At 58.8% G+C, this 24,335-nt stretch carries 23 protein-coding genes; 12 read left to right on the forward strand and 11 right to left on the reverse strand.

Translation table 11 applies throughout. From position 1 onward, the window contains the following. The first annotated feature begins 310 nt into the window (after positions 1-310). The 6 genes from ACIPV6_RS21185 (at position 311) to ACIPV6_RS21210 (ending at position 6,792) form a co-directional block, all read left to right on the forward strand. Entirely contained in the window at positions 311-2,587 is a 2,277-nt protein-coding gene (locus ACIPV6_RS21185) for an AAA family ATPase (protein ID WP_400272793.1), read from the forward strand. Between the two features lie 562 nt (positions 2,588-3,149). Further along, complete coding sequence (locus ACIPV6_RS21190) at positions 3,150-3,371, forward strand: hypothetical protein (RefSeq protein ID WP_400272794.1); 222 nt, start codon at positions 3,150-3,152, stop codon at positions 3,369-3,371. A 443-nt stretch (positions 3,372-3,814) separates the two neighbouring features. Further along, positions 3,815-4,612, forward strand: a complete 798-nt coding sequence (locus tag ACIPV6_RS21195; protein WP_400272838.1) for an amino acid ABC transporter ATP-binding protein — start codon at positions 3,815-3,817, stop codon at positions 4,610-4,612. Next, the gene (locus ACIPV6_RS21200) at positions 4,609-5,265 is read left to right on the forward strand and encodes an amino acid ABC transporter permease (RefSeq protein ID WP_400272795.1); all 657 of its coding nucleotides are present in this window, start codon (positions 4,609-4,611) and stop codon (positions 5,263-5,265) included. Before ACIPV6_RS21195 ends, ACIPV6_RS21200 begins: the two co-directional genes overlap by 4 nt. Further along, on the forward strand, positions 5,262-5,960 hold the full coding sequence (locus tag ACIPV6_RS21205) for an amino acid ABC transporter permease (protein ID WP_400272796.1): 699 nt from the start codon (positions 5,262-5,264) through the stop codon (positions 5,958-5,960). The genes ACIPV6_RS21200 and ACIPV6_RS21205 overlap by 4 nt, the downstream gene beginning before the upstream one ends. Beyond that, complete coding sequence (locus ACIPV6_RS21210; protein ID WP_400272797.1) at positions 5,953-6,792, forward strand: substrate-binding periplasmic protein; 840 nt, start codon at positions 5,953-5,955, stop codon at positions 6,790-6,792. Before ACIPV6_RS21205 ends, ACIPV6_RS21210 begins: the two co-directional genes overlap by 8 nt. A gap of 137 nt (positions 6,793-6,929) precedes the next feature. On the opposite strand, the gene ACIPV6_RS21215 is transcribed toward ACIPV6_RS21210, so the two are convergent. After that, positions 6,930-7,766: a substrate-binding periplasmic protein gene (locus ACIPV6_RS21215; protein WP_400272798.1), complete on the reverse strand. Its 837-nt coding sequence runs from the start codon at positions 7,764-7,766 to the stop codon at positions 6,930-6,932. A 346-nt stretch (positions 7,767-8,112) separates the two neighbouring features. Between ACIPV6_RS21215 and ACIPV6_RS21220 the strand changes: the two genes are divergently transcribed. Beyond that, on the forward strand, positions 8,113-8,496 hold the full coding sequence (locus ACIPV6_RS21220) for a RidA family protein (protein WP_400272799.1): 384 nt from the start codon (positions 8,113-8,115) through the stop codon (positions 8,494-8,496). Between the two features lie 112 nt (positions 8,497-8,608). Here ACIPV6_RS21220 and ACIPV6_RS21225 read toward each other — a convergent pair whose 3' ends face one another. The 5 genes from ACIPV6_RS21225 to ACIPV6_RS21245 are packed head-to-tail and all read right to left on the reverse strand — an operon-like array spanning position 8,609 to position 13,468. Beyond that, a complete protein-coding gene (locus ACIPV6_RS21225) occupies positions 8,609-9,448 on the reverse strand; it encodes a polysaccharide deacetylase (protein ID WP_400272800.1) in 840 nt (279 codons plus the stop codon). A 40-nt stretch (positions 9,449-9,488) separates the two neighbouring features. Then, positions 9,489-10,625 (reverse strand): acyl-CoA dehydrogenase family protein, encoded by a 1,137-nt coding sequence (locus tag ACIPV6_RS21230; protein WP_400272801.1) that lies wholly within the window; start codon positions 10,623-10,625, stop codon positions 9,489-9,491. Further along, positions 10,606-11,826 (reverse strand): NAD(P)/FAD-dependent oxidoreductase, encoded by a 1,221-nt coding sequence (locus tag ACIPV6_RS21235; RefSeq protein ID WP_400272802.1) that lies wholly within the window; start codon positions 11,824-11,826, stop codon positions 10,606-10,608. The genes ACIPV6_RS21230 and ACIPV6_RS21235 overlap by 20 nt, the downstream gene beginning before the upstream one ends. 26 nt (positions 11,827-11,852) lie before the next feature. Continuing rightward, positions 11,853-12,614, reverse strand: a complete 762-nt coding sequence (locus ACIPV6_RS21240) for an SDR family NAD(P)-dependent oxidoreductase (RefSeq protein WP_400272803.1) — start codon at positions 12,612-12,614, stop codon at positions 11,853-11,855. After that, complete coding sequence (locus tag ACIPV6_RS21245; RefSeq protein WP_400272804.1) at positions 12,599-13,468, reverse strand: citryl-CoA lyase; 870 nt, start codon at positions 13,466-13,468, stop codon at positions 12,599-12,601. Before ACIPV6_RS21245 ends, ACIPV6_RS21240 begins: the two co-directional genes overlap by 16 nt. 127 nt (positions 13,469-13,595) lie before the next feature. Here ACIPV6_RS21245 and ACIPV6_RS21250 point away from each other — a divergent pair, with 127 nt between their 5' ends. Beyond that, positions 13,596-15,317 carry a helix-turn-helix domain-containing protein gene (locus ACIPV6_RS21250; RefSeq protein WP_400272805.1) on the forward strand — a complete coding sequence of 574 codons (1,722 nt, stop codon included), beginning with the start codon at positions 13,596-13,598 and terminating at the stop codon, positions 15,315-15,317. 106 nt (positions 15,318-15,423) lie between these two features. Here the strand turns inward: ACIPV6_RS21250 and ACIPV6_RS21255 are convergent, their stop codons facing one another. The 5 genes from ACIPV6_RS21255 to ACIPV6_RS21275 are packed head-to-tail and all read right to left on the reverse strand — an operon-like array spanning position 15,424 to position 19,804. Next, a complete protein-coding gene (locus tag ACIPV6_RS21255; RefSeq protein ID WP_400272806.1) occupies positions 15,424-16,464 on the reverse strand; it encodes an NAD(P)H-dependent flavin oxidoreductase in 1,041 nt (346 codons plus the stop codon). Continuing rightward, a complete protein-coding gene (locus tag ACIPV6_RS21260) occupies positions 16,461-16,907 on the reverse strand; it encodes an acyl-CoA thioesterase (protein WP_400272807.1) in 447 nt (148 codons plus the stop codon). The genes ACIPV6_RS21255 and ACIPV6_RS21260 overlap by 4 nt, the downstream gene beginning before the upstream one ends. Continuing rightward, complete coding sequence (locus ACIPV6_RS21265) at positions 16,900-17,814, reverse strand: nitrilase-related carbon-nitrogen hydrolase (protein ID WP_400272808.1); 915 nt, start codon at positions 17,812-17,814, stop codon at positions 16,900-16,902. Before ACIPV6_RS21265 ends, ACIPV6_RS21260 begins: the two co-directional genes overlap by 8 nt. Continuing rightward, the gene (locus tag ACIPV6_RS21270) at positions 17,811-19,334 is read right to left on the reverse strand and encodes a class I adenylate-forming enzyme family protein (protein ID WP_400272809.1); all 1,524 of its coding nucleotides are present in this window, start codon (positions 19,332-19,334) and stop codon (positions 17,811-17,813) included. Before ACIPV6_RS21270 ends, ACIPV6_RS21265 begins: the two co-directional genes overlap by 4 nt. After that, entirely contained in the window at positions 19,331-19,804 is a 474-nt protein-coding gene (locus ACIPV6_RS21275; RefSeq protein WP_400272810.1) for a MaoC/PaaZ C-terminal domain-containing protein, read from the reverse strand. The genes ACIPV6_RS21270 and ACIPV6_RS21275 overlap by 4 nt, the downstream gene beginning before the upstream one ends. Positions 19,805-20,068: 264 nt before the next feature. On the opposite strand from ACIPV6_RS21275, the gene ACIPV6_RS21280 reads away from it, so the two are divergent. The 4 genes from ACIPV6_RS21280 (at position 20,069) to ACIPV6_RS21295 (ending at position 24,335) form a co-directional block, all read left to right on the forward strand. Then, positions 20,069-20,881, forward strand: a complete 813-nt coding sequence (locus tag ACIPV6_RS21280; RefSeq protein WP_400272811.1) for an aspartate/glutamate racemase family protein — start codon at positions 20,069-20,071, stop codon at positions 20,879-20,881. Continuing rightward, positions 20,882-22,093, forward strand: a complete 1,212-nt coding sequence (locus ACIPV6_RS21285) for an NAD(P)/FAD-dependent oxidoreductase (RefSeq protein WP_400272812.1) — start codon at positions 20,882-20,884, stop codon at positions 22,091-22,093. Between the two features lie 25 nt (positions 22,094-22,118). After that, entirely contained in the window at positions 22,119-22,547 is a 429-nt protein-coding gene (locus ACIPV6_RS21290) for an acyl-CoA thioesterase (protein WP_400272813.1), read from the forward strand. Positions 22,548-22,859: 312 nt separating this feature from the next. Further along, on the forward strand, positions 22,860-24,335 hold the full coding sequence (locus ACIPV6_RS21295; RefSeq protein WP_400272814.1) for an APC family permease: 1,476 nt from the start codon (positions 22,860-22,862) through the stop codon (positions 24,333-24,335).

Genomic DNA, 24,335 nt, shown 5'->3' on the forward strand with positions numbered 1-24,335 from the left:
TCGCAAAGCCCCGTGAACCACGGTAAATGCAGCGTCGCGGTAGGTCTTGTCAGAGGAGATTAGTACCCAAACGAATATGCATCGTTACCAGTAAACCCCTGTGTATTGCAGCAGATGCATCACTTCGGTGCTCCGGCAGCGTCATTTCTGCCGGTTCCCGCTGCTTCCGGATGTCAGCCCTTGGTTTATGAGACAAATCGTGCAGGAGGTGGAGAAGGTTATGAGCCTCCTCATTGCCGGGGCGCGTCGTACTCACAAATCGCCGGGCGTGAGACACAATGATTGTAGGTCCAACTAAATAGGGGGAGAAGTGCTCTGCAGAATCGAGCAAATACATGGTGTCGGCCTGTTCCACCAAGTATCCGCAGCTCAGCATAAGCTCGAGGAAGCGACTCTCATCTATGCAGACAACGGCCGCGGCAAGTCAACCTTAGCGAGTATTCTGAGGTCTGTCGCCGAGAACGAACCTTCGATCCTCAACGAACGTCGGACCGTCGATGGCAAGGTGGACCCTGCCGTCACCCTGCAATTCCTAGCTGGGCATAGGGTGAAGTTCGAAAACGGCACCTGGACTGAAGCTCGGCCTGAAATCAAGATCTTCGACACGTCTTTTATCGAACAAAATGTTCATTCAGGCGGTCAGATCAGTCCGGAGCATCGAAAGAACTTGCTCGACTTCGCTATAGGCGATCGAGCAGTGGCTTCTCTAAAGAAGGAACAAGCTGCCGTTGAGGACCAGCGCACCGCCACAGCAGCCATCAATGCTTTCAGTCAGCAACTTTCACCCTATACGCGCGGTTATTCACTTGCGGCCTTTCGAGCGCTGAATCCTGTCAGTGACGCAGACAACCAAATCGCGTCCTTGGTGAAACGACGCACGGAGGCGCGGCGTGCGGGCGCTATCACTGCGCTGAATGTGCCTAGCCCAATGCCTGTGCCCGATCTCGACATCGAGCACATATTCTCATGCCTTCGAAGCACTCTGGAAAGCATTCATGACGACGCTGAGGAGCACATCGAGAAACATCTTAAAGCCTTGGGTGACACTAGCGCGGCATCATGGCTGAGCCAAGGCCAAGGTCTCGATAACGGAAATAGCTGCCCCTATTGCGGGCAGACTACGAACGGCGTGGCTCTAGTCCAGATGTATCGGCGCCACTTCAACGAGGCTTACCAGTCCCTCAAGAAAAAGGTCGCCTCCACTGCTGCCCTTATAGCTGAGAAGACCCGGGAGTCAATTGCCAAAACTATTATTGACCATCGTGCACACGCAAACGAACAACTCCAAGTTTGGTCGGAATACGTCACAATCGAAAAGCTTTCGGCAGATCAAGACGATTTGATAATTACCTCTCTAGCCAGCCTTGCAGCTCTCCTGGATAGACTAATAACTCAGAAGTCGTTGGCCCCCGCGGAATCCGTGGGAGCTCCTGAAGAGTATCAGGAAGCGATGAGATTATGGGGAGAAATCCAAGGAGCAGTGGAAGGCTGCAACGTGGATCTTAATGATTATCACGAAATCATCATTGATTATAAGTCCAAGCTCCACAATGAAGACGCTGAGGAACTGCAGAAATCCATCTCACTACTTGAGCTATCCCAGATACGCCACTCCCCTGCTGTCACATCGCTCCTCACCAAGCTTGCTGAGGCAGAAAATGCACTGAAGGAGGCTGAGGAACGAAAGAAGAAGGCTCGCGCCGATCTATCCGCGCTGATGTCCACGACCTTAGATCAGTATCATTTAGAAATAAATCGACACTTAGGGAATCTGGGCGCATCATTCAGAATTGACGCTATAAAGACGAATTACACCGGCAGCAAACCGCGGACGGATTATGGCATCTTGCTTCGGGGCCGTTCCGTAAGGCTGAACGGAAACCCCTCTTTTGCTACCGCGCTAAGCGAAGGGGATCGAAGGACGCTAGCCTTTGCATTCTTTATCGCCTCCACACTTTCAGACCCGAACCTCGGCAAACATATTATTGTTGTGGACGATCCTGTGAGCAGCTTGGATCGGTCCCGTCGAAATTACACCATAAATCTCTTGACGCAAATCGCCGATGAGTCCGCCCAGCTCATTCTGCTGGCTCACGACGCGAATTTCCTTCGCGAGGCCGGTAAGGCCTTCGTAAAGAAAAACCAGAACCTTAAAGTATCGACACTTCAGGTAACTCGAGTTGCCAATGCCTATTCCGCATTGGGTTCGATTGATCTCGACAAGGAATGCGAAACTCCCTATTTCACGCATTACCGCGTTGTTGATGAATATCTGGAAGGCAAGCATGCGGACGTGAAGCAGACCGCGGTCGCGCTCCGACCACTGCTTGAAGGCTACCTTCATCGTAAGTTTCCAGGGAAACTGCCAACAGACCTAACTCTAGGGTCGGTGTTGACTCAGATGGAATCGGCCCCCACCCCGGGCCCGTTCGATGCCCTGAGAAAGAATCTCCCGGAGTTTCGGGAGCTCAACACCTTCGCAGGCAAGTTCCATCACGATACTAATCCAGGATTCATTACAGACACGCCCGACGCCAATGAGGTTGCGGCTTTCGGTCACCGCGTTCTGGCTGTGATCCATGGCTAAAAATGAAGTGCGGCTATCACCTAGAGACCTAGCTTGACGGAATATCCGTTATCGGCTTTCCGGAGGAGATGTCATTAGACGCGAGAATCGCGCATTAAACGATGGTTAGCTGGTCAGATGAGCGACACAGATCTGGCTGATCGCGTCATTAACGCGGTCGCCGCTCACTGGACTGCAGATGTCCGCATTATCGGTGCCTGGCAGGATGGACCAGGCGCCTGCGTTGTGCATCAAAGAACCCGCGATCCGGACCGCGTGCTGGGCCACAGGTTTGAGTTCCACCTCCGAGGCAGTCGGGCGGTCCGAAGGAAGTCCACGACGAACGAGTGCGGGCTGCGCAAGGCGGCGGCCGTCACCCCGGGCGCTGGCATACCCCGAACCGCCCCGGCAGCAGACCAATTACGACCATTGCTGGCCTACCGAGGACGGTCTTGGAATACTCCCCATTCCGCGAGCCCTAAATCAGCAGATCTCCGATGGGGGTTATCCTGTTTCGCCGTCAGTATTGAATGTGTGCTGGACCGGGGCGGTGAATCGCCTTGCCGACGGAGGGAGGCCAACAGTGACGGAAGCACAGAACGTGCCCAGCTTGCCGTGGCCGACGATACTCGCCGGACGAATCGCGGAGCTCGTCTCCCATGGGGAAACTCTTTTCAGGGGCGTAGTGGACATCGTTACTGAAGACGGTGAAACCGTGTGGTTGATCGATCTTCTGGGTGAACGACGCATGTTCCACTCAGGCGATGGTTACACGGTCAACCTCCTGGGGATGGCAGCCGAATGAGCGGGATCCGCACCTCGCAACGGGAGAACAGAAATCCGAACATGCGCCCGGTTCGTCGCCAAGAGCAGGGCCCCTTTGCGGATTGTGAAGAACCCTGCCACTACTGCCTCGGCCCTGAAACGGACTAGAAGCCGCTGCCGGCTACCTCGAAGGCCACAGCGGCATCCTTTCTGGTTCCTTCTGCACCGGGGCCTCCCGTTCCTTATGAAGTGCGCGAGGCCCCGGCCAACATGGTTCCTGCTGCCCTGATAGATGTCCCCGGGCTCGTCCCCGGGTGTGGGCCGCCAGAAATCTAATCGAAGCAAATTCTTCTGATTCCGGGGCAAATACTTCGTTAGTATTCCGATTCTTGCGAATCCGCTCATTTCGTATGTTCTTAATCACCTGTTGAGGCGAGTTTGTACGCCGCACCCGAGTCACTGAGAAATGAGCATGCTGTGAATATTACTGAACCCGCTGAGGACCGTCATGGTGCTTCCAAACATGATCTCGTAAGTGATCGAAGAGTCGCCGCGGAGGCTCGGGGAGTTGTCGTTGACTTCCACGGACACAAAGCCGTAAACAATGTGGACCTGAAGCTATCTGCAGGTGAGGTTGTCGCGCTCATCGGCCCCAGCGGTTCGGGGAAAAGCACGCTGCTACGCACTTTCAACCATCTCCAGGAGCCGTCATCCGGCGAAATTCTCATCGACGGTCGTCCAACCACGAATTCAAGTCGAAACGACCTCCTTGCGCTGCGCCGGAAGGTAGGCATGTGTTTCCAGTCATTTAACCTCTTTCCTCATTTGACAGCGCTGGAGAATATTGAACTCGCCCAGATACACGCATTGGGCCGCTCACGCAAGGACTCAAAAGAACGCGGTATGGAGCTCCTCAAACGGGTCGGTCTGGAGGCGAAGGCCGACTACAAGCCGGCCAACTGCTCTGGCGGTCAGCAGCAGAGAATCGCCATCGCCCGCGCCTTGGCCTTGGACCCTGAAGTGATGCTGTTTGACGAACCGACATCGGCCTTGGATCCAGAACTCGGTGTGGAAGTGCTGAACGTGATGAGGGAGCTGGCACAGAGCGGAATGACCATGATGGTGGCCACCCACGAAATGCACTTTGCGGAGGACGTCGCTGACAGGGTGGTCTTTATGGCAGACGGGCAGATCCTGGAGTCCGGTCCGCCGAGCGCACTCCTGCGGACACCCCAACACGCCCGCACGCAGAAGTTCCTGGAGGCGGTGATCGGGCGATGAACGAGTACCTGCGTTGGCTCCAGGTCATCGGGACGGGTCTGGGAACGACCTTCATCCTCACCGTGGCCAGCTTTGTCATTGGCGGCGTCCTGGCCTTTCCGCTGGCGATGGCACGGGTAGCAAAAAATCCCCTGCCCCGGCTCCTGTCGAGTGGCTTTATCGCTGTTGCCCGTGGCATACCACCCATAGCCTGGTTGTTCGTGATCTTCTTTGGCCTCGGACAATTGGGTCTTAAGCTGAACAGCCTCACCGCGGCCATCTTCGGCCTTTCGGTGATCTCAGCCGGCTACCTGGCTGAAATTTATCGCTCAGGACTCCTGGCCGTCCCCGCGGGACAGCGGGAGGCCTCCTCCGCGCTGGGCCTAGCCTCTTCCGTAACCCTGCGAAAGATCATCATCCCGCAGGCAGTAGTGACGGTAGTGCCTATCGCCGTGGCATTCTTCATCGGCCTGCTGAAGGACTCAGCGATCGCATCTGTTATCGGCGTCCAGGAAGTCACCGCTTTTGCTCTGGCGCTGAGCCGGAGGGAAGCCGACAGCTTCGGTGTCTTTCTTGCCGCAGGCGCGCTGTACCTGATCATCAGCATACCCATCGCCGTCTTCGGCCGATGGCTCGGGCCGTGGACAGCACGACGGGTGGGAGTGGCAGCATGACTGACTCATGGATGAAACTGTTCGTCGATCTTCTCCCGGGACTCGCCTTGAGCCTGGGACTCACCGCGTCGCTGTTGGCAGTGGGGCTGCCGCTCGGCCTCTTGTTTGCTATTGGCCTGGGGCAAAAGAGCCGCATCCTGCGCGGCACTGCCATCGCTGTGGTCGAATTTGCCCGCGGAGTTCCTGCTCTCATCCTGCTCTACCTGGTGTACTTCGGGTTCCCGGAGTTCGGAGTGATCATCGACTCCTTCCCGGCAGCGGCTATTGCCTTGGGATTCAGCTTCGCCGGCTATGTCAGCGAAGTATTCCGCTCAGGCCTTGAAGCCGTAGGCAAGGGCCAGCATGAAGCCGCCGCCGCCCTGGGATTGTCCTCGTGGACGGCGTTCAGCAAGGTCGTCCTCCCACAGGCAGTCAAAATCGTCATCCCTCCGCTGCTTGGTTGGTCCATCAGCTACTTCCAGGCCACCTCCTTGGCCTTTGCCATCGCCGTCCCTGAGCTGATGAGCAGGGCCTACGTTCTGGCGACTACAAACTTTGCCTATCTGTTGATCCTTTCACTCGCTGCGCTCCTGTATGCGATTGTCTCCATACCCCTGGCGAACCTGGCCGAAAGGCTCAGCAGAGGACGGCAGCTCCGGCGAAACCCCACCTCAGTTCCCCTGGCCTCGATCAAAGAAGGATCCACCCATGCGTGATTTCTCTACCCGCACATCTACCGCAACTGTTCTCCTGGGAGCACTCGTCGCTTCCCTGCTCACCTCCTGCGCGGGAGCAACCTCAGCACAATCCCCGGAGTGCGTCCCCAAGTTCAAAACCGAAACCAGCACAGCCGGGACGCTCAAAATCGCGGCGCCGGACTACCCACCCATGTTTACGTACCAGAACAATGAACTCGGCGGCGTTGACGGCGTGTTTTACAAGCAATTTGCCCAAGATGCGTGCCTGACAACCGAGGTGACCATTCTTCCTTCTGCCGGGGTCATCGAAGCCATTAAGAACGGACAAGCGGACGTCGCCGGCGGCGGGTGGTTCCCCACCGAGGAACGCGCCAAAGTCATTGGCCAAACAACTCCCGCCTTCGACAACCCCGCCGTCTTCGTGGGTAATAGCCCACAGAGCAGCCTGGAGTCATACAAAGGAAAGACCATCGGCACGGTCCAAGGATTCCTGTGGGTCTCCGATCTGCAGGCATGGGGTGGGGACAAAGTGAAACTCTATGAATCTGCCGACGCAGTATTCTCCGATCTTCAGAACGGGCGGATAGACACCGCTCTTCTGTCCGTAAGCTCGGCGTCGTACCGGATCAAAGCCATGAACTCCAAGCTCACCTACGAAGTTGTGGACCCGCATCCGGCCATCAAGGCGTTCAACCAGCCGGCGGTAACCAACTTCCCGCACGTTAAGGCCAACACGTCCCTGGGCGAAGCATTGAACCTGGCAATCAAGACTTACCGGGAAGACGGGACCTTGGAGCGGATTGTTACAGCCAACGGCTTCAAACCCGAAGCTGCCCATCCTAAGAGCTGAGAATTCCCTCCGCAGTTACACTTACAAACGAGGACAGCCGCCGGATCCGAGGGGATCCGGCGGCTGTCGCCGTTCGGCTGGGGACGGCGGTGCTCCAGAAGACGCCGACGCTGCTGCCGGTCCTCTGGGGCCGTCCGTTATTCGGTGGCTGGGTTGGCCTGCTTTGGATCGATTCCGTATTCCTCCAGGATTTTTGCCAGCGTACCGTTTTCGCGGATCTTTGCCAGGTAGGCGTTGATGGCCTTGGTAAGGTCCGGGTTGTCCTTGGCATGGGGGAAGTTTGTCACAGCAGGGTGTTTCGTAGCTTCGACGAGGTCTGTCTTTTCAAACGAGACGTAGGACAGCCCGGACTGTGAGCCTTTGCCCAAGCGGAAGGCCGCCTCATTGACGGCCATGACCGCCACGTCAATGCGGCCGTTGGCCAGGTCCTGGTAGACGGCGTCCGGGGACTGGTAGAGCTTTACATTGTCCCCGCCCCAATTCACTAGGTCATCGACCCACAGATAGCCCTGGGTCGTGCCAACCTTCTTTCCGGCGTAGTCCTCGAGTTTGCCGGAAGGGTTCTTTCCTACGAGCACAGAGGGGTCGCCGTACGCCGGCACGCTTTGAGAGACGACCTTGGCGCGTTCCTCGGTGGGGTACCACCCGCCGGCCGCGATGTCGGCTTGACCATTTTTGAGCCCTTCAATGACTGACGCCGCAGGCAGCACCTTTGTGTCGGGCGTGAGGCAGCTGGCTTCGGCGAAACCCTGAAGTATCTTTCCGTCCACACCTCCGAGTGTCTGATTCTCAAAGGTGAACAATGGCGGATAGTCCGGGCCGACGATGGACAAGGTCCCAGGCGTGATGGTCTTGAACGTAGCATCAGGCTGGCAGGAGGTCTGGGCAGTGTTGGCGGAACTGCTGGAGCATCCAGACAGCAGCGTGGCCGCGGCAGCTATCGCTGCACAAGCAGCTGTCATGCGAATCTTCATGGGACTCTCTTTCTCGGATGGGTGAGAGGGATGCCGGACGGGAATCCACAATCAGCCGCAGTGTGGCGGGCTGCTACCCGCCAAGAAATGCCAGATTACGCAAAAGCTGCAGCTGAAATCACTGGAAAAACTCTCAAACTCACGTTCCTGAATTGTTATGCCGCTCACATATGGCAAACACGGCAAATCATGGCCCTTTGGAAAACTTCTGAAAAGACCGGCGGTATTTAGTCATTGTCCCTAGGGACTTGCAGGTGCCGAAGCGGGACCATGAAAGAGAAGCAAACATCCCCCGCATGGACGGCCCGGATTCGGGACCCTTCGCGGCTCTCCTGAAGGAATACTCTTGCGTATAGAAATTGACTCGGACAAGAACGCCTCGACCGGGACGAACTATAGTCAGGCAGTGGTTTTCGGCAATCTACTTTTCACCACCGGGCAGCTTCCCGTCGATGCCGACGGAAAGACAGTCGGTGACAACATCGTGGATCAGGCACGGCAAGTCTTCGTCAACATCAAGAACATTCTCGACGAAGCCGGCAGCAGCTTCTCACACGTCCTTAAGACGACAATGTATGTCACCAATCTTCATTCCATAGCCGAACTGGCTGAACTGCGCGCTGAGGTCTTCGGCGGAGTTCGTCCGGCCAGTGTCGGCATTGAAGTTCAGAGGTTCTGGGAGGCAGACCACCTTATCGAAGTCGAAGTAGTGGCAGCGATTCCCGCTTGAGAGCGCCAATGCCAAAGGGAGCCTCCCACTGGAGGCTCCCTTTGTGTTTCACCGATGTGTGATCGCTTTCCGCAGAGTGAGGCCGTGGCAGCCTGGTTCAGTCCTTCCGCGTTTAGTCTTGCCAGCATTCTGCGATGTCGCTGAGCGAGGCAAACCAGACGCCCTCGCGAGCGGCGAGGTGGTCGAGGAACCGTTCGAGCATCATTAGGTGATGGCCACGGCCGATGGTCTGTGGATGAAGGGTCAGTGTATAGACCCCTCCAGGCACGCGATCGTAGGCGAAGTCGAACAGGTCCGTCCAGCGGGCCAGGACACCGTCAGTGGCGGCCATTCCAACGCTGCGGGGCAGGTTTTCCAAAGGCGGAAAGTCGTCGAGATACCAGGACACGGGAATCTCGAGGACGGGGCTGGGCTGCCCAAACGTGTTGCCTTTTTCCCTGTCCTGGGCGATGACCGGGCGCGGCTTATAAACCTCGAAGTCCCGTCCCATGAGGGACGAGTCCCACGTGAAGCCAAATTCCTCCAGCAGCCCGAGTGTGTTCTCGGAAAAATCCCAGGCCGGCGAACGGTAGCCGCGCGGGCGCTGCCCAAGCAGCTGCTCGTGTTGTTGGAGCTGCAGTTCCATAAGCCGCCTCTCCTCCGCGGCCTCCAACTTGGGAATGTATTCGTGGTAGACACCGTGGGCAGCGATTTCGTGTCCGTCCACCAAGATGTCATCGCATTGTTGCCGGAAGGTCTGGATGGTGTGGGTAGGTACGCACCAGGTTGTCTTGATTCCGTAGCGTCGAAAGGTCTCCAGCAACCTAGGGACTCCCACTTCGGCACCGAACTCCCCCCTCGAAAGGTAACTCGGGGACGTTGAGCCGAATGAGCCCATCCATACGCTGTGGGCGTCGAAGTCGGCTCCGACCGACACTGCAAGGCGTTTCCCTTCGGGGAGTTTCAGTGGCATGCCGCGTTCCCTTCAGCCAGTCTTGTCTCCTGCGCGGAAGTTAGATCCATGAGAGGTCTTTTCTTCCCTGTCTGATCTTGTTTCCGATCAGTGCGTTCAATACACCGTTAGATCCTTCGCCAGCCAAAAACAGGGTGGCGTCGCGGAGGATGCGGGCAAACCGGTGGTCTTCGAGATACCCGTTCCCACCTGCCAATTCCATGGCAACGAGCGCGGCACGTACAGCGGTATCCGAGGCGAACACCTTCGCCGACGACGTTTCCAGGTCCCGTCTCCCACCGGACTGCTTGGCAGTCGCGGCCGCGAGGGTCAGGGCCTTTGACGCGGCGAGGGCATTGCCCACTTCTGCGAGCTGGGCATGGACAGCTGGCTGGTCGCCTACCAGCTTGCCGAAGGCTTCGCGCTGCTTGACGTAGTCAACGGCATTCCAAAGGGCGCTGCGGCCGACACCGACCGCTGCCGCCGCGACAGCCAGACGGCCTACTTCAAGGGCGTCCATGACTTGACCAAAGCCATGGCCAGGCACGTCTCCGATGAGCCTGTCCTGCGGGACACGCAGGTCACTTATGCGCACTTCGCAGGTTTCGACGGCCTTGGTACCCAACTTGGGCAGCGCACGCACAACCTCCCATTCCTCCCGCTGGACCATGAACAGGGACAGACCTGGAACTCCCGGGCTACGTTGGGCGGTCCTTAGGAGAATCATCATGGCGTCACTGTGTTCGGAGTGAGTGATGAAGGTTTTGTGCGCGTCGATGACCCAACCGTCGTTGACCCGGCGGGCCGTCGACGAGACGTTCTGAAGATCGGAACCACCATGGGGCTCTGTCAACCCCAGGCACGCCGTCCACTGCCCGGTTTTGAGCCGTTCCAGCCACCGGTACTTTTGGGCGTCGGTGCCATAGTTTCGGATGGTCCATACCGACGATGTGTGGGCATTCACCACGGGGATGAGACTCAGCCATCCTCTGGCCAGTTCTTCCAAGGCCAGGCAATACGTGGGCAGTGCCCTGCCGCTGGCGCCAAAGAAATCGAGTTCCTTTAAACGCTTGACCAGATCGTGGGGGTAGGTTCCCTCCGCATCAAGAGCGTCGGCGGCCGGGATGACTTCTTCGTCGACGAAGCGCGTAATACGCTCAAGAAAGTACTGGTCCTGTTCAGACAGTCTCGCGTGCATATCGTGGGTTTCTTTCCGTGTTCAGTCCCGGGCGCCGCGCGGAGAACGAGTCCAATGGAATCGTCGGGTCTTCGCCAGCAACCAGCTGCGCCGTCAACTCGCCACCGTAAAGTCCGGTGGCCGCCCCCGCGCTGTGCCCGGTGTTTACATACAAACCTTCAACGTGATCAATGATGGGGAGTTTGTCCGGGGTGTAGCCCACGATGCCCGCCCAAAGCCCGGTGACGCCCAACTCCCCATACTCCGGTCGGCGCTGGAGAATTGTGTCAATCATCGACCTGGAAGCTTCCATCGTGATGTGCGGGTTCAAGGAGTTGGCAGCGTCCAGCGTGTGGCCTACGAACAGATTGCCCTCCCCGTTCTGCACCACGACATCTTCGTACCCGGGTTTCCCAGGTTCGGTGGCGGGGGCAAAGACATCCGCCTGAAAAGACGGCAAAGCGCACAGTGGTCCGACATGCAGGGCTCCGCGCGGCCCCCTGGTCATGGCTGGCAGAACCTCCCGGATGGGTTGGGTCATCAGCAGGCCGACCCGGACAAGTTCCAAGGGAAGATGGATTCCTTCAGAGTCCAGGTTGGTGGCCCATGGCCCGGCGCACCAGACCACTCCGCCGGCCACGATATTGCCCCGGACGGTGCGGATACCCACAACTGTATCCCCGGAACGGATCAGGCTCAGCGCGGCGGTATTTTCATAAATCCGCACACCTCGCTTGCGGATGCTCTGCCCGAGGCCCTTGACGAGCTTGGACGTGCTGAGCTTGGCGTCCTCGGAGAAAAAGAGTGCACCCGTAGCTGTCTCTGGAATGCCGGGCGCCAGCTTTCGGGCCTCGTCCGCGGTGATGGAATCGGTGGCTATGCGCAGCCCCCGGCGTTCGGCGGCGAAGTCCGCCAGGATGCGCTCCTGGTCGTCGGTTTCGTGGAAGAAGACGCCGCCGGAAGTGACGTAGTCGAAGGTAGGTCCGAGCTCATCCTCAAGGCCTCGAAGAAGACCGAGGCTTTGGCGGGCAAGATCCAGCTCGGCTCCGGCGGACATGGACTGCAGCCAGACACCGCCGGAGTTCCGGCCTGATGCGCCGAAAGCAAGAAAGCGCTGTTCGACGAGAACAACGTCATAGCCCCTCCTGGCCAAGGAATGGGCCGTGGCGAGTCCCGCAATACCGCCACCGACGACTACGATGTCCGCTTGGTCCAAGTGCATGATCTTCTTTCCTACCTGGTGGCACCCTAGGTGGCGTGCCAACCTCCGTCGACGTGGATTACCTGACCAGTAATGTACGACGCCAAAGGACTGGCGAGGAACACCACCAAGTTGGCGACCTCCTCCGGGGTGCCGGACCTCTTGAGAGGAATGAGGAAGTCCATCTTCTCCGGGCTCGCCCCGACGCCACGATTCATGTCCACAAGGTGACCGATCTGGTCACCGGAGTTAGCCCGGATGTTCGTTGAAGTTACACCTGGGGCAACGACGTTGGCCGTGATTCCGTCCGGGCCGAGGTCAACAGCGAGGCGTCGTGTCATGCCTTCGATCGCTGCCTTACTCGCCGCATAGGCGAGACCATCGGCAGAGCCATGCTGGCCGGCAACAGATCCGATGTTAACGATCCTGCCGCCCTGTGGCTTCAGGGCCTTCCGGGCAGCCTTGCAGCCGTTGAAGTAGCCGGTGAGGTTCACGTCGATGATCCGCTGCCACAGCTCGTGGGTGGTGTCGTCGATGCCTGCATAGCCATCGAAGAGCCCGGCGTTGTTCACGAAGACGTCAAGACCGTCCTCACCGGCCGCTTCGCGGACGAAACTTTGCATTGACTTGTAGTCTGAAACGTCCAGTTGTGTGAAATGCACATCGCCGCTGATGGAAGCCTTGAGCTCGCCCAGGCGTTCTTCGGAGATGTCCCCAACATGTACTACATCGCCCTGCTCGGCGAATGCTGCTGCTATGGCACGGCCAATTCCAGCTCCGGCCCCGGTGATAGCTATCCTGCGACCCATCCCAATCCCTTCCAATCCTGTTCGAAATTCTTGATTGCCGTGTCGTATTCGGCCGTGCCTTCGGGCACAGTGCGGATCGGACGGCCACTGTTGAGTTCTTCGGCCACGTGGGCCACCACACCGGGCAGCATTGACAAGATGGCGATGCCGGTGGTTTCTTCCGGGCCGAAGCCCATCTCCACCAGGACCAGTCCCATCATGCCGATGTCGTTGAGGACGATGGATTCCTTGCCCGGCAGAGCCGTGAATGCGCGGTGGATCTCCTCAAAGAATTCCGCGCGGGGACCCCAGATGCCGGCCTCGACAGCCTTTTCCTTAAGTTTCTGGGCCCTGGGATCCTCGTATCGGAACACAGGGTGGCCAAGCCCGGGGATACGCTGCTTTTTGGTCCTAAGTTCCTCGACGATGGTTGCTGCGAGCTTCTTCGCAGGCACTCCCTCGACCTGCAACCTCTCGTAGGCGGCTAGGCAGAACGCAGCTGTTTCGGACGGGTCCATGGTGTTTTTGCCTACGCCCAAAACACTCGCTGCAACTGCCGCGGCCATGCTGGGGTTGGCGGATGCAATGTACCGGGCTGCTACCGTGCCGGATTTCTGGAGCGAGTAGTCGAGAATGGCGGAGAGCACGGCATCGAGAAGGTCAGCTTCGGTTGGAGTGGGCAAACGTCCTTTCAAGAGCAGGAAGGATGCCGCCGTGAAAGGCAGCTTTCCAATCATCTCCTCAAGGTCATAACCGCGGATAAATACTTTGGAGTCCGTAACCCGGCTGACGGACGTTGACCAATAGGCAGGGGCGATGACTCGGTCATCATTTTCCAGATCCTGTGGTGCTGCTGGTGCGGGGTTAGCGTTCATGAAAGGAAGCCTAGTTTGGATCACCACGAGCAAGTATTGGCAGGATTCTAGTAAGAGGCTCCTATTTTCGTTAGTTTAACCGAAGATTTGCGATCCTCACAGGTTGAACCCTCGATAAACTCTGGCTATGCCAGACTCAACGGACCGGCCCCAAGGGCCCCCCGAACATGATGGAGAACAGGCCGCGGGCCTGCCCTGTACCATCAATGACTTGCTGGCGCACCCTGCCTTACAGTTGCGGCCCATCCGGGTGCTCGACACGATGCGCGCCAGTCCGGTGGAGTCCGCCCAAATTATTGTGGAGCCCGAGGACCTTGATGGGCTCGGCCGCAATGAGCTGGTCCTCATCTTGGGCTCTGTCCCCAAGGACACCGAAGAACTTGAATCCCTGCTCGTGAAGATCAAGGACGTGGGCGCCGTTGCGGTTGCCCTACCTGAGACGTATCGGGGCATGCTTCGCAGTGAATTGATAGATGGACTCGTGACGGCGGGGCTGCCAGTTCTTGAAGTTCCGCTAACTACGCGGTTCGCCGATCTGATCGACACGGTCAACAGGTTCCAGTCGAGCCCGGACGCGGTGCGTTTCAACAAGATGGTGACCATGCAGCAGTCCCTGGTCGCTGCCTTGGGTCCCCGTGAACCTTTGCCGGCGCTGCTGACGCGATTGGCCAAGATTTGCGGCGGGGGTGCTGCCATGGTGGCCGCTTCCGGCGAGGTCCTGGCTTCCCAAGGTGTGCTTCCGGTAAGACTGCTGCTGGAGCAAGTGGCCGGGTCGGCCTTTCCGGAAACCGAAGTCAATTCGTCCGGGTGGAATGCTTTGGCGGTCCGGTTCGATGAGACTGCCTCCCGAAGTGCGCGCTGGTTGTTGGTCGGTGGCCGAAGGGATCATTTTGTCAGCTCCTATGTCAGGGCGGCTGCGAGGGTGGCCGCTTCGCTCATTGATGCCGCAGACCGGATTGACGTTCTGGTGGCCAACCAGGATCAGGCCGTTCGCAGTTCGGTCCTTGAACAGCTGCTGAATCTGAAACCGTACGACAGCCCGGATGTTCTGGCTGGTCGGGCTTCGTCGTTGGGAATCGTGTTTTCAACGGTGGTGCGGGTGCTGGACATTGTCAGCTACGGCCCCCAGACCGGAAAATCCGCGTTGGCGCGCCCCTTGGAAGAACGCATCGGCCGCGCCCTGCTCAAGGTCGGTGCTACGGCTCTTGTCTGCCGTCGGAGTACCAGCACTGCGGTGTTGGTCGAAGCTGATCCCGCGGTCCTCAGCCAGGGCCTGTCTCTACTGTTGGCCGAGGACCCCGGTCTGGTCGTTGGGCTGGGCCGGTCAATCAACCATGTGCGCGAGGCCAGCACGTCGCATTACGACGCTGTACTGGCCCTCCAACAGGCGCGCCAGCAGCCTGGGGCAAGAATATTCAGCTATGACGACTTCAAATTCACCACACGTCTGTTGGCCCACGTGGGCCTCGAACGCATGGCTGAGTGGTCCCTCGACACGATCGGAGCGCTTCAGGACAAGCCCATTCTTTTGGAAGCCCTGGACGCCTTCTTTACTGCTGAGCTGGATGTAATGGCCGCAGCCAAGGCGCTGCATATTCATCACAATTCGCTCCGGTACAGGCTACAGAAGATCGAGGACATCGTGGGAGGTTCGCTTCGCTCCCCCGACGTCATAGCCTCAGTCCATCTGGCCCGGTTAGCGGAGCAGGCCGGAACCGCTGCAGGCCGCGTGGTTCGGGTGCCGCGAGCGAAACAACCAGGAGTGGCCCGAGCAGCACTGGCCGCAGAAAGTCCCCTCGACTCGGGAGAGCAGGCTGCGGGGTCGATCGGCGCCGTTCCTTCCGACTAAAGGCGCGCGATGGCTCGCACGCAGGGAGTCCCTAGTCCATGACTCTGACCACAGAAGAGCCCCGGCGCTGATTCCATCGTGGATCATCGCCGGGGCCACTGTTGCCCTAGCTGAAGCGGTTGAAGATACTCTGAGCTTCCTCAACCATGTCTGTGACGATTTGCCCAGCGGGCAGGATCGCACGGACGCTCTGCACCCCCTGCCCCGCCGGCATCATTCCGGTGGCCAGGTCACCGTCCTGATAGCCGGTTTCCACCAGTGTTCCGGCGACGGCGTACTGCCCTGGGAAGTTGGAGATCTCAGCGGCGCGGGTCTCCCACTGCGCCGTCCAATCGTTTCGGAAAGCACGCAGCGGCTTGCCGGTGTAAGAACGGGTTAGGACGGTGTCCTTGCTTTGTCCCTCAACGACGCGCTGTTTGAAGGCGTCATGACCGTAGGCCTCGTTCGAGGCGATGAAACGTGTTCCCACCCACACAGCTTCGGCACCAAGACTCAATGCAGCCGCCAGGCCTCGCCCATCCGTAATGCCTCCAGCCGCAGCGACAGGCACGGATACGGCGTCCACGACGCCTGGGATCAACGCCATGGTACCGACATGGCCGGTGTGTCCGCCGCCCTCGGTGCCTTGCGCGATGATGAAGTCGACACCGTTTTCAACGGCCCGGCGGGCGTTTCCGATCGAACCGCTCAGAGCTCCTACGATGATGCCCTTTTCGTGGCACTGGGCAATGAACTCGCGGGGCGTCGCAAAAGTAAGGATAACGACAGGTGGAGCTTCGTCCATGACGACATCCACCTGCCCCTGCACCGCACCCTTGGTGAGCAGGGCCTCGACGCCTTTGAGTTTGGTACGTTCCTCATTGGAGAGCCGCTCCCAGAGTTCCCGCACCGGCGCCCAACTGCTGTCATCCTCCGAAGTCAGGATCTCGGGAAGGAGGAGGTTGACTGCGAACGGCTTGGTCGTGCGGGACTTGATGTCCTTTATCTCTGCCCTCAGGGCATCAGGAAGGAAGCTGACCCCACCGAGGCAACCCATGCCTCCGGCGTTGCTGACAGCCACAACCAGGTCAGCTTGGGCAACCCTTGCCATGCCTGCCGAAAGGACGGGATGCTCGATGCCCAGCAGCTCGGTCAGCCTGGTCTTCATGTTCGTACTCCTAGTGTTGGTAAATCACGGGGGTTTAAGGTTGCTGCCCTCAGCTTCGAGGCTATGGCCTCGGGTATGGAACGGGAGGCGGCAATGGAAGAGTCGACGTTGACGTAAACGCTTTCGACCTCGCATATGTTCAGGTCATCCACAAAGAAAACGAACCCAAGTGTGAGACTGGAAGTGCCGACTCTGGAGCATCTGACCTGGACTTCAACCAGGTCGTCCAATCGTGCAGGGCTGCGGAACTCCAGGGAAGTTTTCACAACGGACGGGTCAAAGCCTTCGGCCAACATTTGCGGGTAAGTCCAGCCAAGAGACCTGAAGAACTCCGTCATCGCGACGTCTGCATACTCAAGGTAGCGGGAGTTGAAAAGGAAGGTCTGAGCATCCGTCTCGTGGTACCTCACCCGGATCCGGTGGCTGAAGACGACCTCAGACATGGTGCACTGCACCTGTATTCCGTATCGACTCGTAGAGGTCAGGGCGGATGTATTTCAGGCCCGGAGGCTCAGGGTTCGCCCTGGACGCTGCCAAGAGCTCAGTGTCCAGATCCGCAAGAACCAAACCTTCTTGGCGATTATCCTCATGCGCAGCGAGGACGCCGTCGTTAAGTCCGAAGGTGCGGTCCAAGGGTGCGGTAACCATGGCATAACCAGTGCACCGAAGGGGGGAACCGTAAGGGATCCCGTTGTGCCCTACCAACGGGGACACCGCAACGTAGAGCTGGTTTTCCATAGCCCGCGCATGAGCACCGTACCGGACGCGGTTTGCGCCGCGGGTGTTCCAAGTCAGCGATGGCGCCAACAACAGGTCGGCCCCACGAAGAGCCAGCTCTCTGGAAACCTCGGGAAACTCGATGTCGGCGCAGATCTGAATGCCGACTGTGAATCCCTCTACACGCGAAAGGGTAATGGTGTCCCCTGGTGTAATCCCCATCGCGCGTTCCGGTGGCGTCAGGTGAAGTTTGTCCTGTTCATCGACTCGCCCATCGGGATGGAAAAAGTAGCCGGTATTTCGAAGGCTTCCATCCGGATGCCGGCGGATATTGCTTGCGCCGGCGATGGTCAGGCCGCTCCTTCGCGCAAAGCCCGACATTACGTCCACATAATGGTCGGCAATATAGGGCAGCAGGGTACGGTATGCCTCGTCAATCTCTCCGGGTTCCAAAGCGGACTGGTCGGGGTGGCTGGCCAGCAGGCCCGTGGTCACCAGCTCCGGAAGCAGCAGCAATTGCGCACCTGCATCAGCAGCATTGGAAACTGCTCCTGCGACATGGTCGGAGAATGACTCCAGGGAGATCTCCGGCCGGAGCTGGAATTGGGCTGTGGCGATGCGGAGCGTACTCATGCGCTCACCCCGGATTTCTGCAGGTCTGCCTTGACGGCCCGACGGTCAACCTTGCCCGTGCGGGAGTTGAGCGGGAAAGTTTCCACCGATACGAACACACCAGGAATCTTGTAGGCCGCGAGGCGTCCGGCACAGTGGCGCTTGAGGCCTTCCGGATCCAGTACTGCCGCCTCCCGCAGAACAAGGGCCGCGGCGACGAGCTCACCGTACATCTCGTCGGGAAGGCCGACGACGGCCGCGCTGCGCACGTCAGGATGCGTGCCCAGGACCGCTTCCACCTCGGAGGGCGAGACATTGCTGCCGCCCCGGATGATCATGTCCGAAAGCCGGCCTTCGACAAATACATAGCCATCGGAATCAACCCTTACCAGATCACCGGTGCGGTACCAGCCATCCTCGGTGAGGGCCTTCCCGGTTTGCTCCGGATTTTTCCAGTAGCCAAGGAAATGAGCCGGCCCCTTCCAGAGCGCCTCCCCCACCTGACCGGCAGGCACTGCGGTACCCTGCGCATCGATGATGCGCATCTGGCTGCCAGGGGCTACTTTTCCCGAGGATCCAAGTACCGGGGTGGGGTCAAGGTAAGGATCATACGTCACAGCCGGGAAGCACTCGGAGGCGGCATACACATCATGAACCACACAGCCGGTGGCTTCGCGCCAACGCTCAAAGACGGCCTCGTTGCGGGGCTCACCACCGGAAATGCACAACCTCAGTGCCGGAACGCTGATGGGCCCTCGAGAGTCCAGATACTCCGTCAGCTTTCCAAACATCGTCGTGACACCTGCCAGGAACGTGCCACCCAAGCGCGTCAAAGAATCGACGATCAGCTCAGGTTTTGTCCGTGCCAGGACGATCACCTCACCGGAAGACGCCAGAGTGGCCATGGACGTTGTCACCAATCCAAAAGCCCAGGCCATGGGCAGGCACACGATCGTACGGTCCTGCGGGCCCAGATGCCAGACAGCAGCGTAGGACAAGGCGCCAGCAAGCAATCCTGCATGTGAGTGCATGACCGCCTTCGGCGCCGCTGTGGAGCCCGAGGTGTAGCAAATCAGAGCCAAAGAATCAGGAGAGGTCTCAGCGTCCGACAGGATTCCCGTATCCGCCTCGGTTTCGACGGCGAAATCGGCGTTGGAAATAATTACGACCGTCGGCACTTGCTCCAAGGAGCCGGCGACTGCCGCTGCTCGCTCGTCGGCCACCATTACTGTCGCCTCTGAGTTCTCAAGGGCATACGTAACTTCAGCTGCTCCGGAGGAAGCATACAAGGTGGTCAGGACCGCTCCTGCCCGCCAAATGGCCACTGCTGCTGCCAAGTGGATCGCGGAATTATCCGCCATCAGCACCACACGATCACCCGGGCGGACTCCGGCTTCAACAAGATTGCCTGACAACCTGTCGGCGGTACGGTCCAACTGGCCGTAGGAAACCTTCAATGCCCCATCCGTGACGGCGTCCCGGTTGGGGTGGGTACCTGCGCGTTCGCGTAAGACGGCTGAGAACGTCGCCGGTGTCCTCACGCCTGCTCCCGTTTGAACATGACGATCCACTGACCCTCCTGGCAGACTTCGTCCTTTTGGTTGACGACAGAAACATCAAAGGTGATGATTCCCCGGTCAGGCTTGGAACCCGAGGGCTTCTTCGCAGCTACCACTTGTTCAACCCGGATGGTGTCACCAATCCGCACCGGACCTTTAAGGTTCCAGGTCATTCCGAGGAACGCTATCGCCGTCCCTTCTTTAATGCCGAGGCGGGATTCCAGCCCCGTGGCAACGGCGAAAACACCCGGACCGTGGAAGATTCGCCCGCCGAACTGGGTTGTCCGGGAGTACTCCTCATCGGTATGCAGTGGGTTGAAGTCGCCAGACAGCCCCGCGAACATCACAACATCAGCTTCGGTGATGGTGCGTGCCGGGGAAGTCCAGGACTGCCCGATTTCAAATTCATCGAAGAAGAGTCCCGTCGAGCCTTGCAGCTGGGTCCTGGTCATTCAGCATCGTCTCCAAGATGTAGATGGACCCCACAGCGGGGTCATTAGGTTGTCCCAGCCATAGTTACCCTTGGCGCAGTGAAGCTCTATTGGATGAATACTCAATCCTGCACCAGATCTTCATGAGAGTTACGACCTTCTACTCGGCGGCTGTCGTAACCAGCACAGAGCGACGGATCTTTTGGCTTTTTACAGAACCAAAGCGTTAGCTATTGGAAATCCACCTATTCCGAGGATGTTTTCAACGAGCGTAGCCTCGACCCCATGAACACGAACGCCACCGCGCCCTTGCGCATCTGTTTCCTCAACCCCTTCGGTACGGAACAGTTCGACGATCTGATCCGTCAAGTACTTGAGCACTCACTGCGTGATACCACGCAGCTCGATATCTGGCACCTTAATGCCGGACCCAGGAATATTGACTACTACGCCCCCAAGCAGGTTGTCCAAGTCGAGATCCTCAAGGCAGCCAAGGCCGCAGAAGCAGCCGGCTACGACGCTTTTGTCATCGGATGCCTCTACGATCCCGCACTGACCGAGGCGCGGGAGCTCGTCAACATCCCAGTAATCGGGCCCTTGGAAACGTCGACAGCCCTGGCCCGCATGTACGGACACCGATACGCCATCGTCACGGACCACCACAAGGCCGTACCCGAACTTGAAGACCGTCTGCGCATCTACGGGACCGACGCCAACTGCCGCAACATCGAAGCCGTCGGCTGGTTCGTCGACGACATGGTTAAGGACACCAACGCCTGCGCCACGGACACCTACGAGGTGGTTAAGTCGGCACTCGAAAGGACTGGCGCTGAAGCCATCTTGATCGGCTGCACCATCGTCTCCGCCTGCTATGAACTGGCCATCCAACAGGGACGGACAGAGCTCGCTGATCTTCCCGTCATCAACCCGAACCTTGTCGCCGTCAAGACCGCGGAAATGTTCGCTGAAATGCACCGGGCCGGCCAGTACCGGATTTCCCGCGCCGCGTACTACCAGAACCTCGGTGACCACGACCCTGCACAGGCGATCGAAGTTTCCCCCTACTTCGAAACCGACATCTACGAAAGGACCAACTAAGTGTCGAACTCAGTTCTTATTGTAGGAGGCGGCCTCGTTGGCACGTCCTCGGCATACTTCGCTGCCCGCGAGGGGCTGGATGTCACCCTCTTGGAGCAGAAGCATGTGGGCTACGGGGCCTCCGGCCGGAATCCAGGCTTCGTGTGGCTGCACTGCCGCAACCCCGGATGGGCTCTGAACATCTCCCTCAAGGGCCGCTCCCTCTACGACCAGCTCCGCCAAGACCTTCCGGTTCCATTTGAATTCCGGGCAGAAGGCGGCCTGATCTACTTCTACGACGACCGTCAAGAGCAGGTCTTCAAAGAGTTCGTCGCTGCGAGGCAGGCTGACGGCCTGGACATGTCACTGATCGATGGCAAGGAAGTACGATCGCTTGTCGGTCCCATCCGCGATGACGTACTTGGCGCCAGTTTCTGCGCCAACGACGCACAAATCAACACCCCAACGGTTGTCGCCGCCCTCGCGGCCGGCGCACGGGCGGAAGGGGCCACCCTCCGCGAGGGTATCACCGTCTCGAAGCTGATCTTCTCCGGGGACCGCATCATCGGCGTTGAAACCAACGAGGGCAATTTCTTCGCGGACAAGGTCGTGATTGCCTCCGGCGCTTGGACCGAAAAACTGATGCGAGCCAGCGGCCTTGAAGTACCCATCGGTCGGGAGCGCCTGCAGGTCATGGCCACCAAGCCACTGCCGCAGCAGATCAAACCGGTCGTCTACGGGCCCAATGCCACAAAAACGTACTCTTTGTTCCGAAACCTCCCCAGCTGGGACGATGACCTCTTCCGGAGCAAGATCGAGGAGGAAACAGGTTACTCGCTCCTCACGCTCGCAGCCCAGCGTGCTAATGGCGAAATCCTCATTGGCTGCCCGATGGACTATCCCTCTGAAGTGGACCTGTTCCCAAGCCTCGATGGTCTCAAGGCGCTGGCCGAAGACACGATCAACGACTTCCCCGGGCTCAAGAAGGTCGGCATCGACAGGGTTTGGGCAGGCGTTCTGCCGTTCACTTCAGACATGGTTCCCGTCATAGACGAAATCGCTCCCGGCCTGGTCATGGCCGCCGGCCACGTCTTCGGCAACTCGGCAGGACCGATGACAGGCAAGCTGATCAGCCAGCTGCTCACTGGCCAGGAACCGGAAGTGGACATTTCCGAAGCCAAATGGAACCGCCAACTGGACCCGGTCATCCCCGGAGCGACCGTCCACTGGTGAGCCGATCCTGGACACAGCTGACGACATGACAGCTCCCCTGACACGCGAATACCGCGCCGCACTTGGCGACGTCGATGCTGCAGGCGTCATCTACTTCGCTGCCGTCTTCCGCTGGCACGAAGCCGGTCTTTCGGAGTGGCTGATCCGCGACTACGAACCCCTTAGCCACATTCTGGCTAAGGGGTTCGGGCTGCCCGTGGTGGCCTGCTCCGCAGACTACAGCGACGGAATAGCGCTGGATGATCTCCTGCAGCTCACGTCGCGGGTATCCGAGATCGGGACGACAAGCTTCGTTTTCGAAACCACCATTACCAGGGAAGGCAGTCCGGCCTGCTCCGTGCGGACCAAACACGTCTGGACTCATCGCACAGACCATGACGGGTTCCGATCCCTACCCTTGCCGCAGGGGCTCCGTCAAAGCCTCGAAGCATCGAATGGATCAAAGGGCTCATAACAAGCACCAGGCCTGAAAATACGGAGCGGGAGGCGGTTTTTATACCGCCTCCCGCTTCCGTGTCTTCGGGCAGCACGACGACTTGGAGTATTGCTAACCATAACTCAGCGCATTCGTGAAGATTCCAATGGCAGCGACTTGCATCACGCCATAATGTCGATTGCATGATCCAGATCACCCCTGGGACAGCCACAGCGGAACTGCGAAAAGCAGCCGCCCCGACCGTATGCCCCCTATGAAAACCCGTCGCGGGGTAATCGGGAGGAATTCACCCAGCCCGTTTGGCGCCTTGAAGAATTTTGGAGCAGTTCCATGAGCAGTACAGAAACCCTCGGAAGCAGTGACGATGGCTTGGCCAGTCCAGTGACTTCCACTAAGACCTCAAAACCCGGCCTCGCAGGCCATCTCGGGACGGCTGACCTGGTTCTGGCCGCTTTGGCCTTTGCCGGCCCTCTGGCAGGAACCGCCGGCTACATCACCATTATTATTGCCGCGGGAAACGGCATTGGAGCGCCAGGTGTCTTCCTTGCCACCATGGCCGTGCTGCTGCTTTTCTCAGTTGGGTACGGCGCAATGACGCGCTCGGTCCCCAACCCCGGCGCCTTCTATGCTTACATCACTGCAGGCCTCGGCCGACGCGTTGGACTCGGATCCTCTTTCCTGATTCTTGCCTCCTACGTCGCCATCGGCATGGGTTTCTACGGCTTCGCCGGTCTGGCCGTGCAGGGGTTCGTCACAAGCCATGGCGGACCCGATATCCCCTGGTGGGTGTTTTCGCTCATGTTCTGGGTACTCGTAGGAACACTGGCGTATTTCAGGGTCGACGTTTCAGCGAAGGTGCTGGGCATTCTCCTGGCCTGCGAGGTATTGGTTGTCGTTATCTTCGACGTCGTTGTTTTTGCCCAAGGCGGGGCATCCGGAATCTCCTTCGAGCCCTTCACTCCCTCAGCGTTCACGTCGGGCCAGCTTGGCATCGCTTTGGTCTTTGCCGTAGCACTCTTCACGGGTTTTGAAGCCACCGCAATCTACCGTGAAGAAACCCGCGACCCAAACAAAACCATCCCCCGCGCAACCAAGATCACCGTCCTGCTTATCGGCCTCTTCTACACCATTACCGCCTGGGCACTCATCACCGGACTCGGAACTTCTGAGGCCCTGGCCCGTGCAACCGAAGACCCGGCCGGAGCGTTCTTTGCTGTAGCAACACAATTCGGCGGACCCATCCTCAGCGATGCAGCAAACGTCCTGCTGATCACCAGCATCCTGGCCGCGCACTTGGCCATTCAGAACGTCACCACCCGCTATACCTGGTCGCTCGGGGTCGATGGCATTCTTCCCGCTGCGCTGGGGAAGGCCCATCCCAGATTCCAATCCCCCCACAGGGCATCTATCACGGTGAGCTCGACCTACCTTGTACTCACAGGAATCCTCATCGTACTTGGCCTGTCGGCTGCGGAAATCTACGCATGGTTCGCCGGAGCAGCCGCCTTCACCATCATGGTTGCCATGACGCTGACCAGCCTTGCCGCCGTGTTCTACTTCCGAAAGAACCCGGACCCCACCCTTTCCCGCTGGAAGACTCTCATCGCTCCGGCCCTGGCTTTCGTGGCCCTCGTAGTGATGGATATTCTCGGCGTCATCAACTTCCCCTCCCTCATCGGAGGGTCGCAACTGCTGTCGAACATCATGCTCTTGTCGTCACTGTTTGTATTTGTGATTGGCATCGTCACGGCAGAGGTACTGCGGAGGAAGAAACCGAACGTTTATCAACGCATTGGAAGGCAGTAA

The sequence above is a fragment of the Paenarthrobacter sp. NPDC089988 genome (assembly GCF_044748465.1).
Taxonomy (GTDB): Bacteria; Actinomycetota; Actinomycetes; order Actinomycetales; family Micrococcaceae; genus Arthrobacter.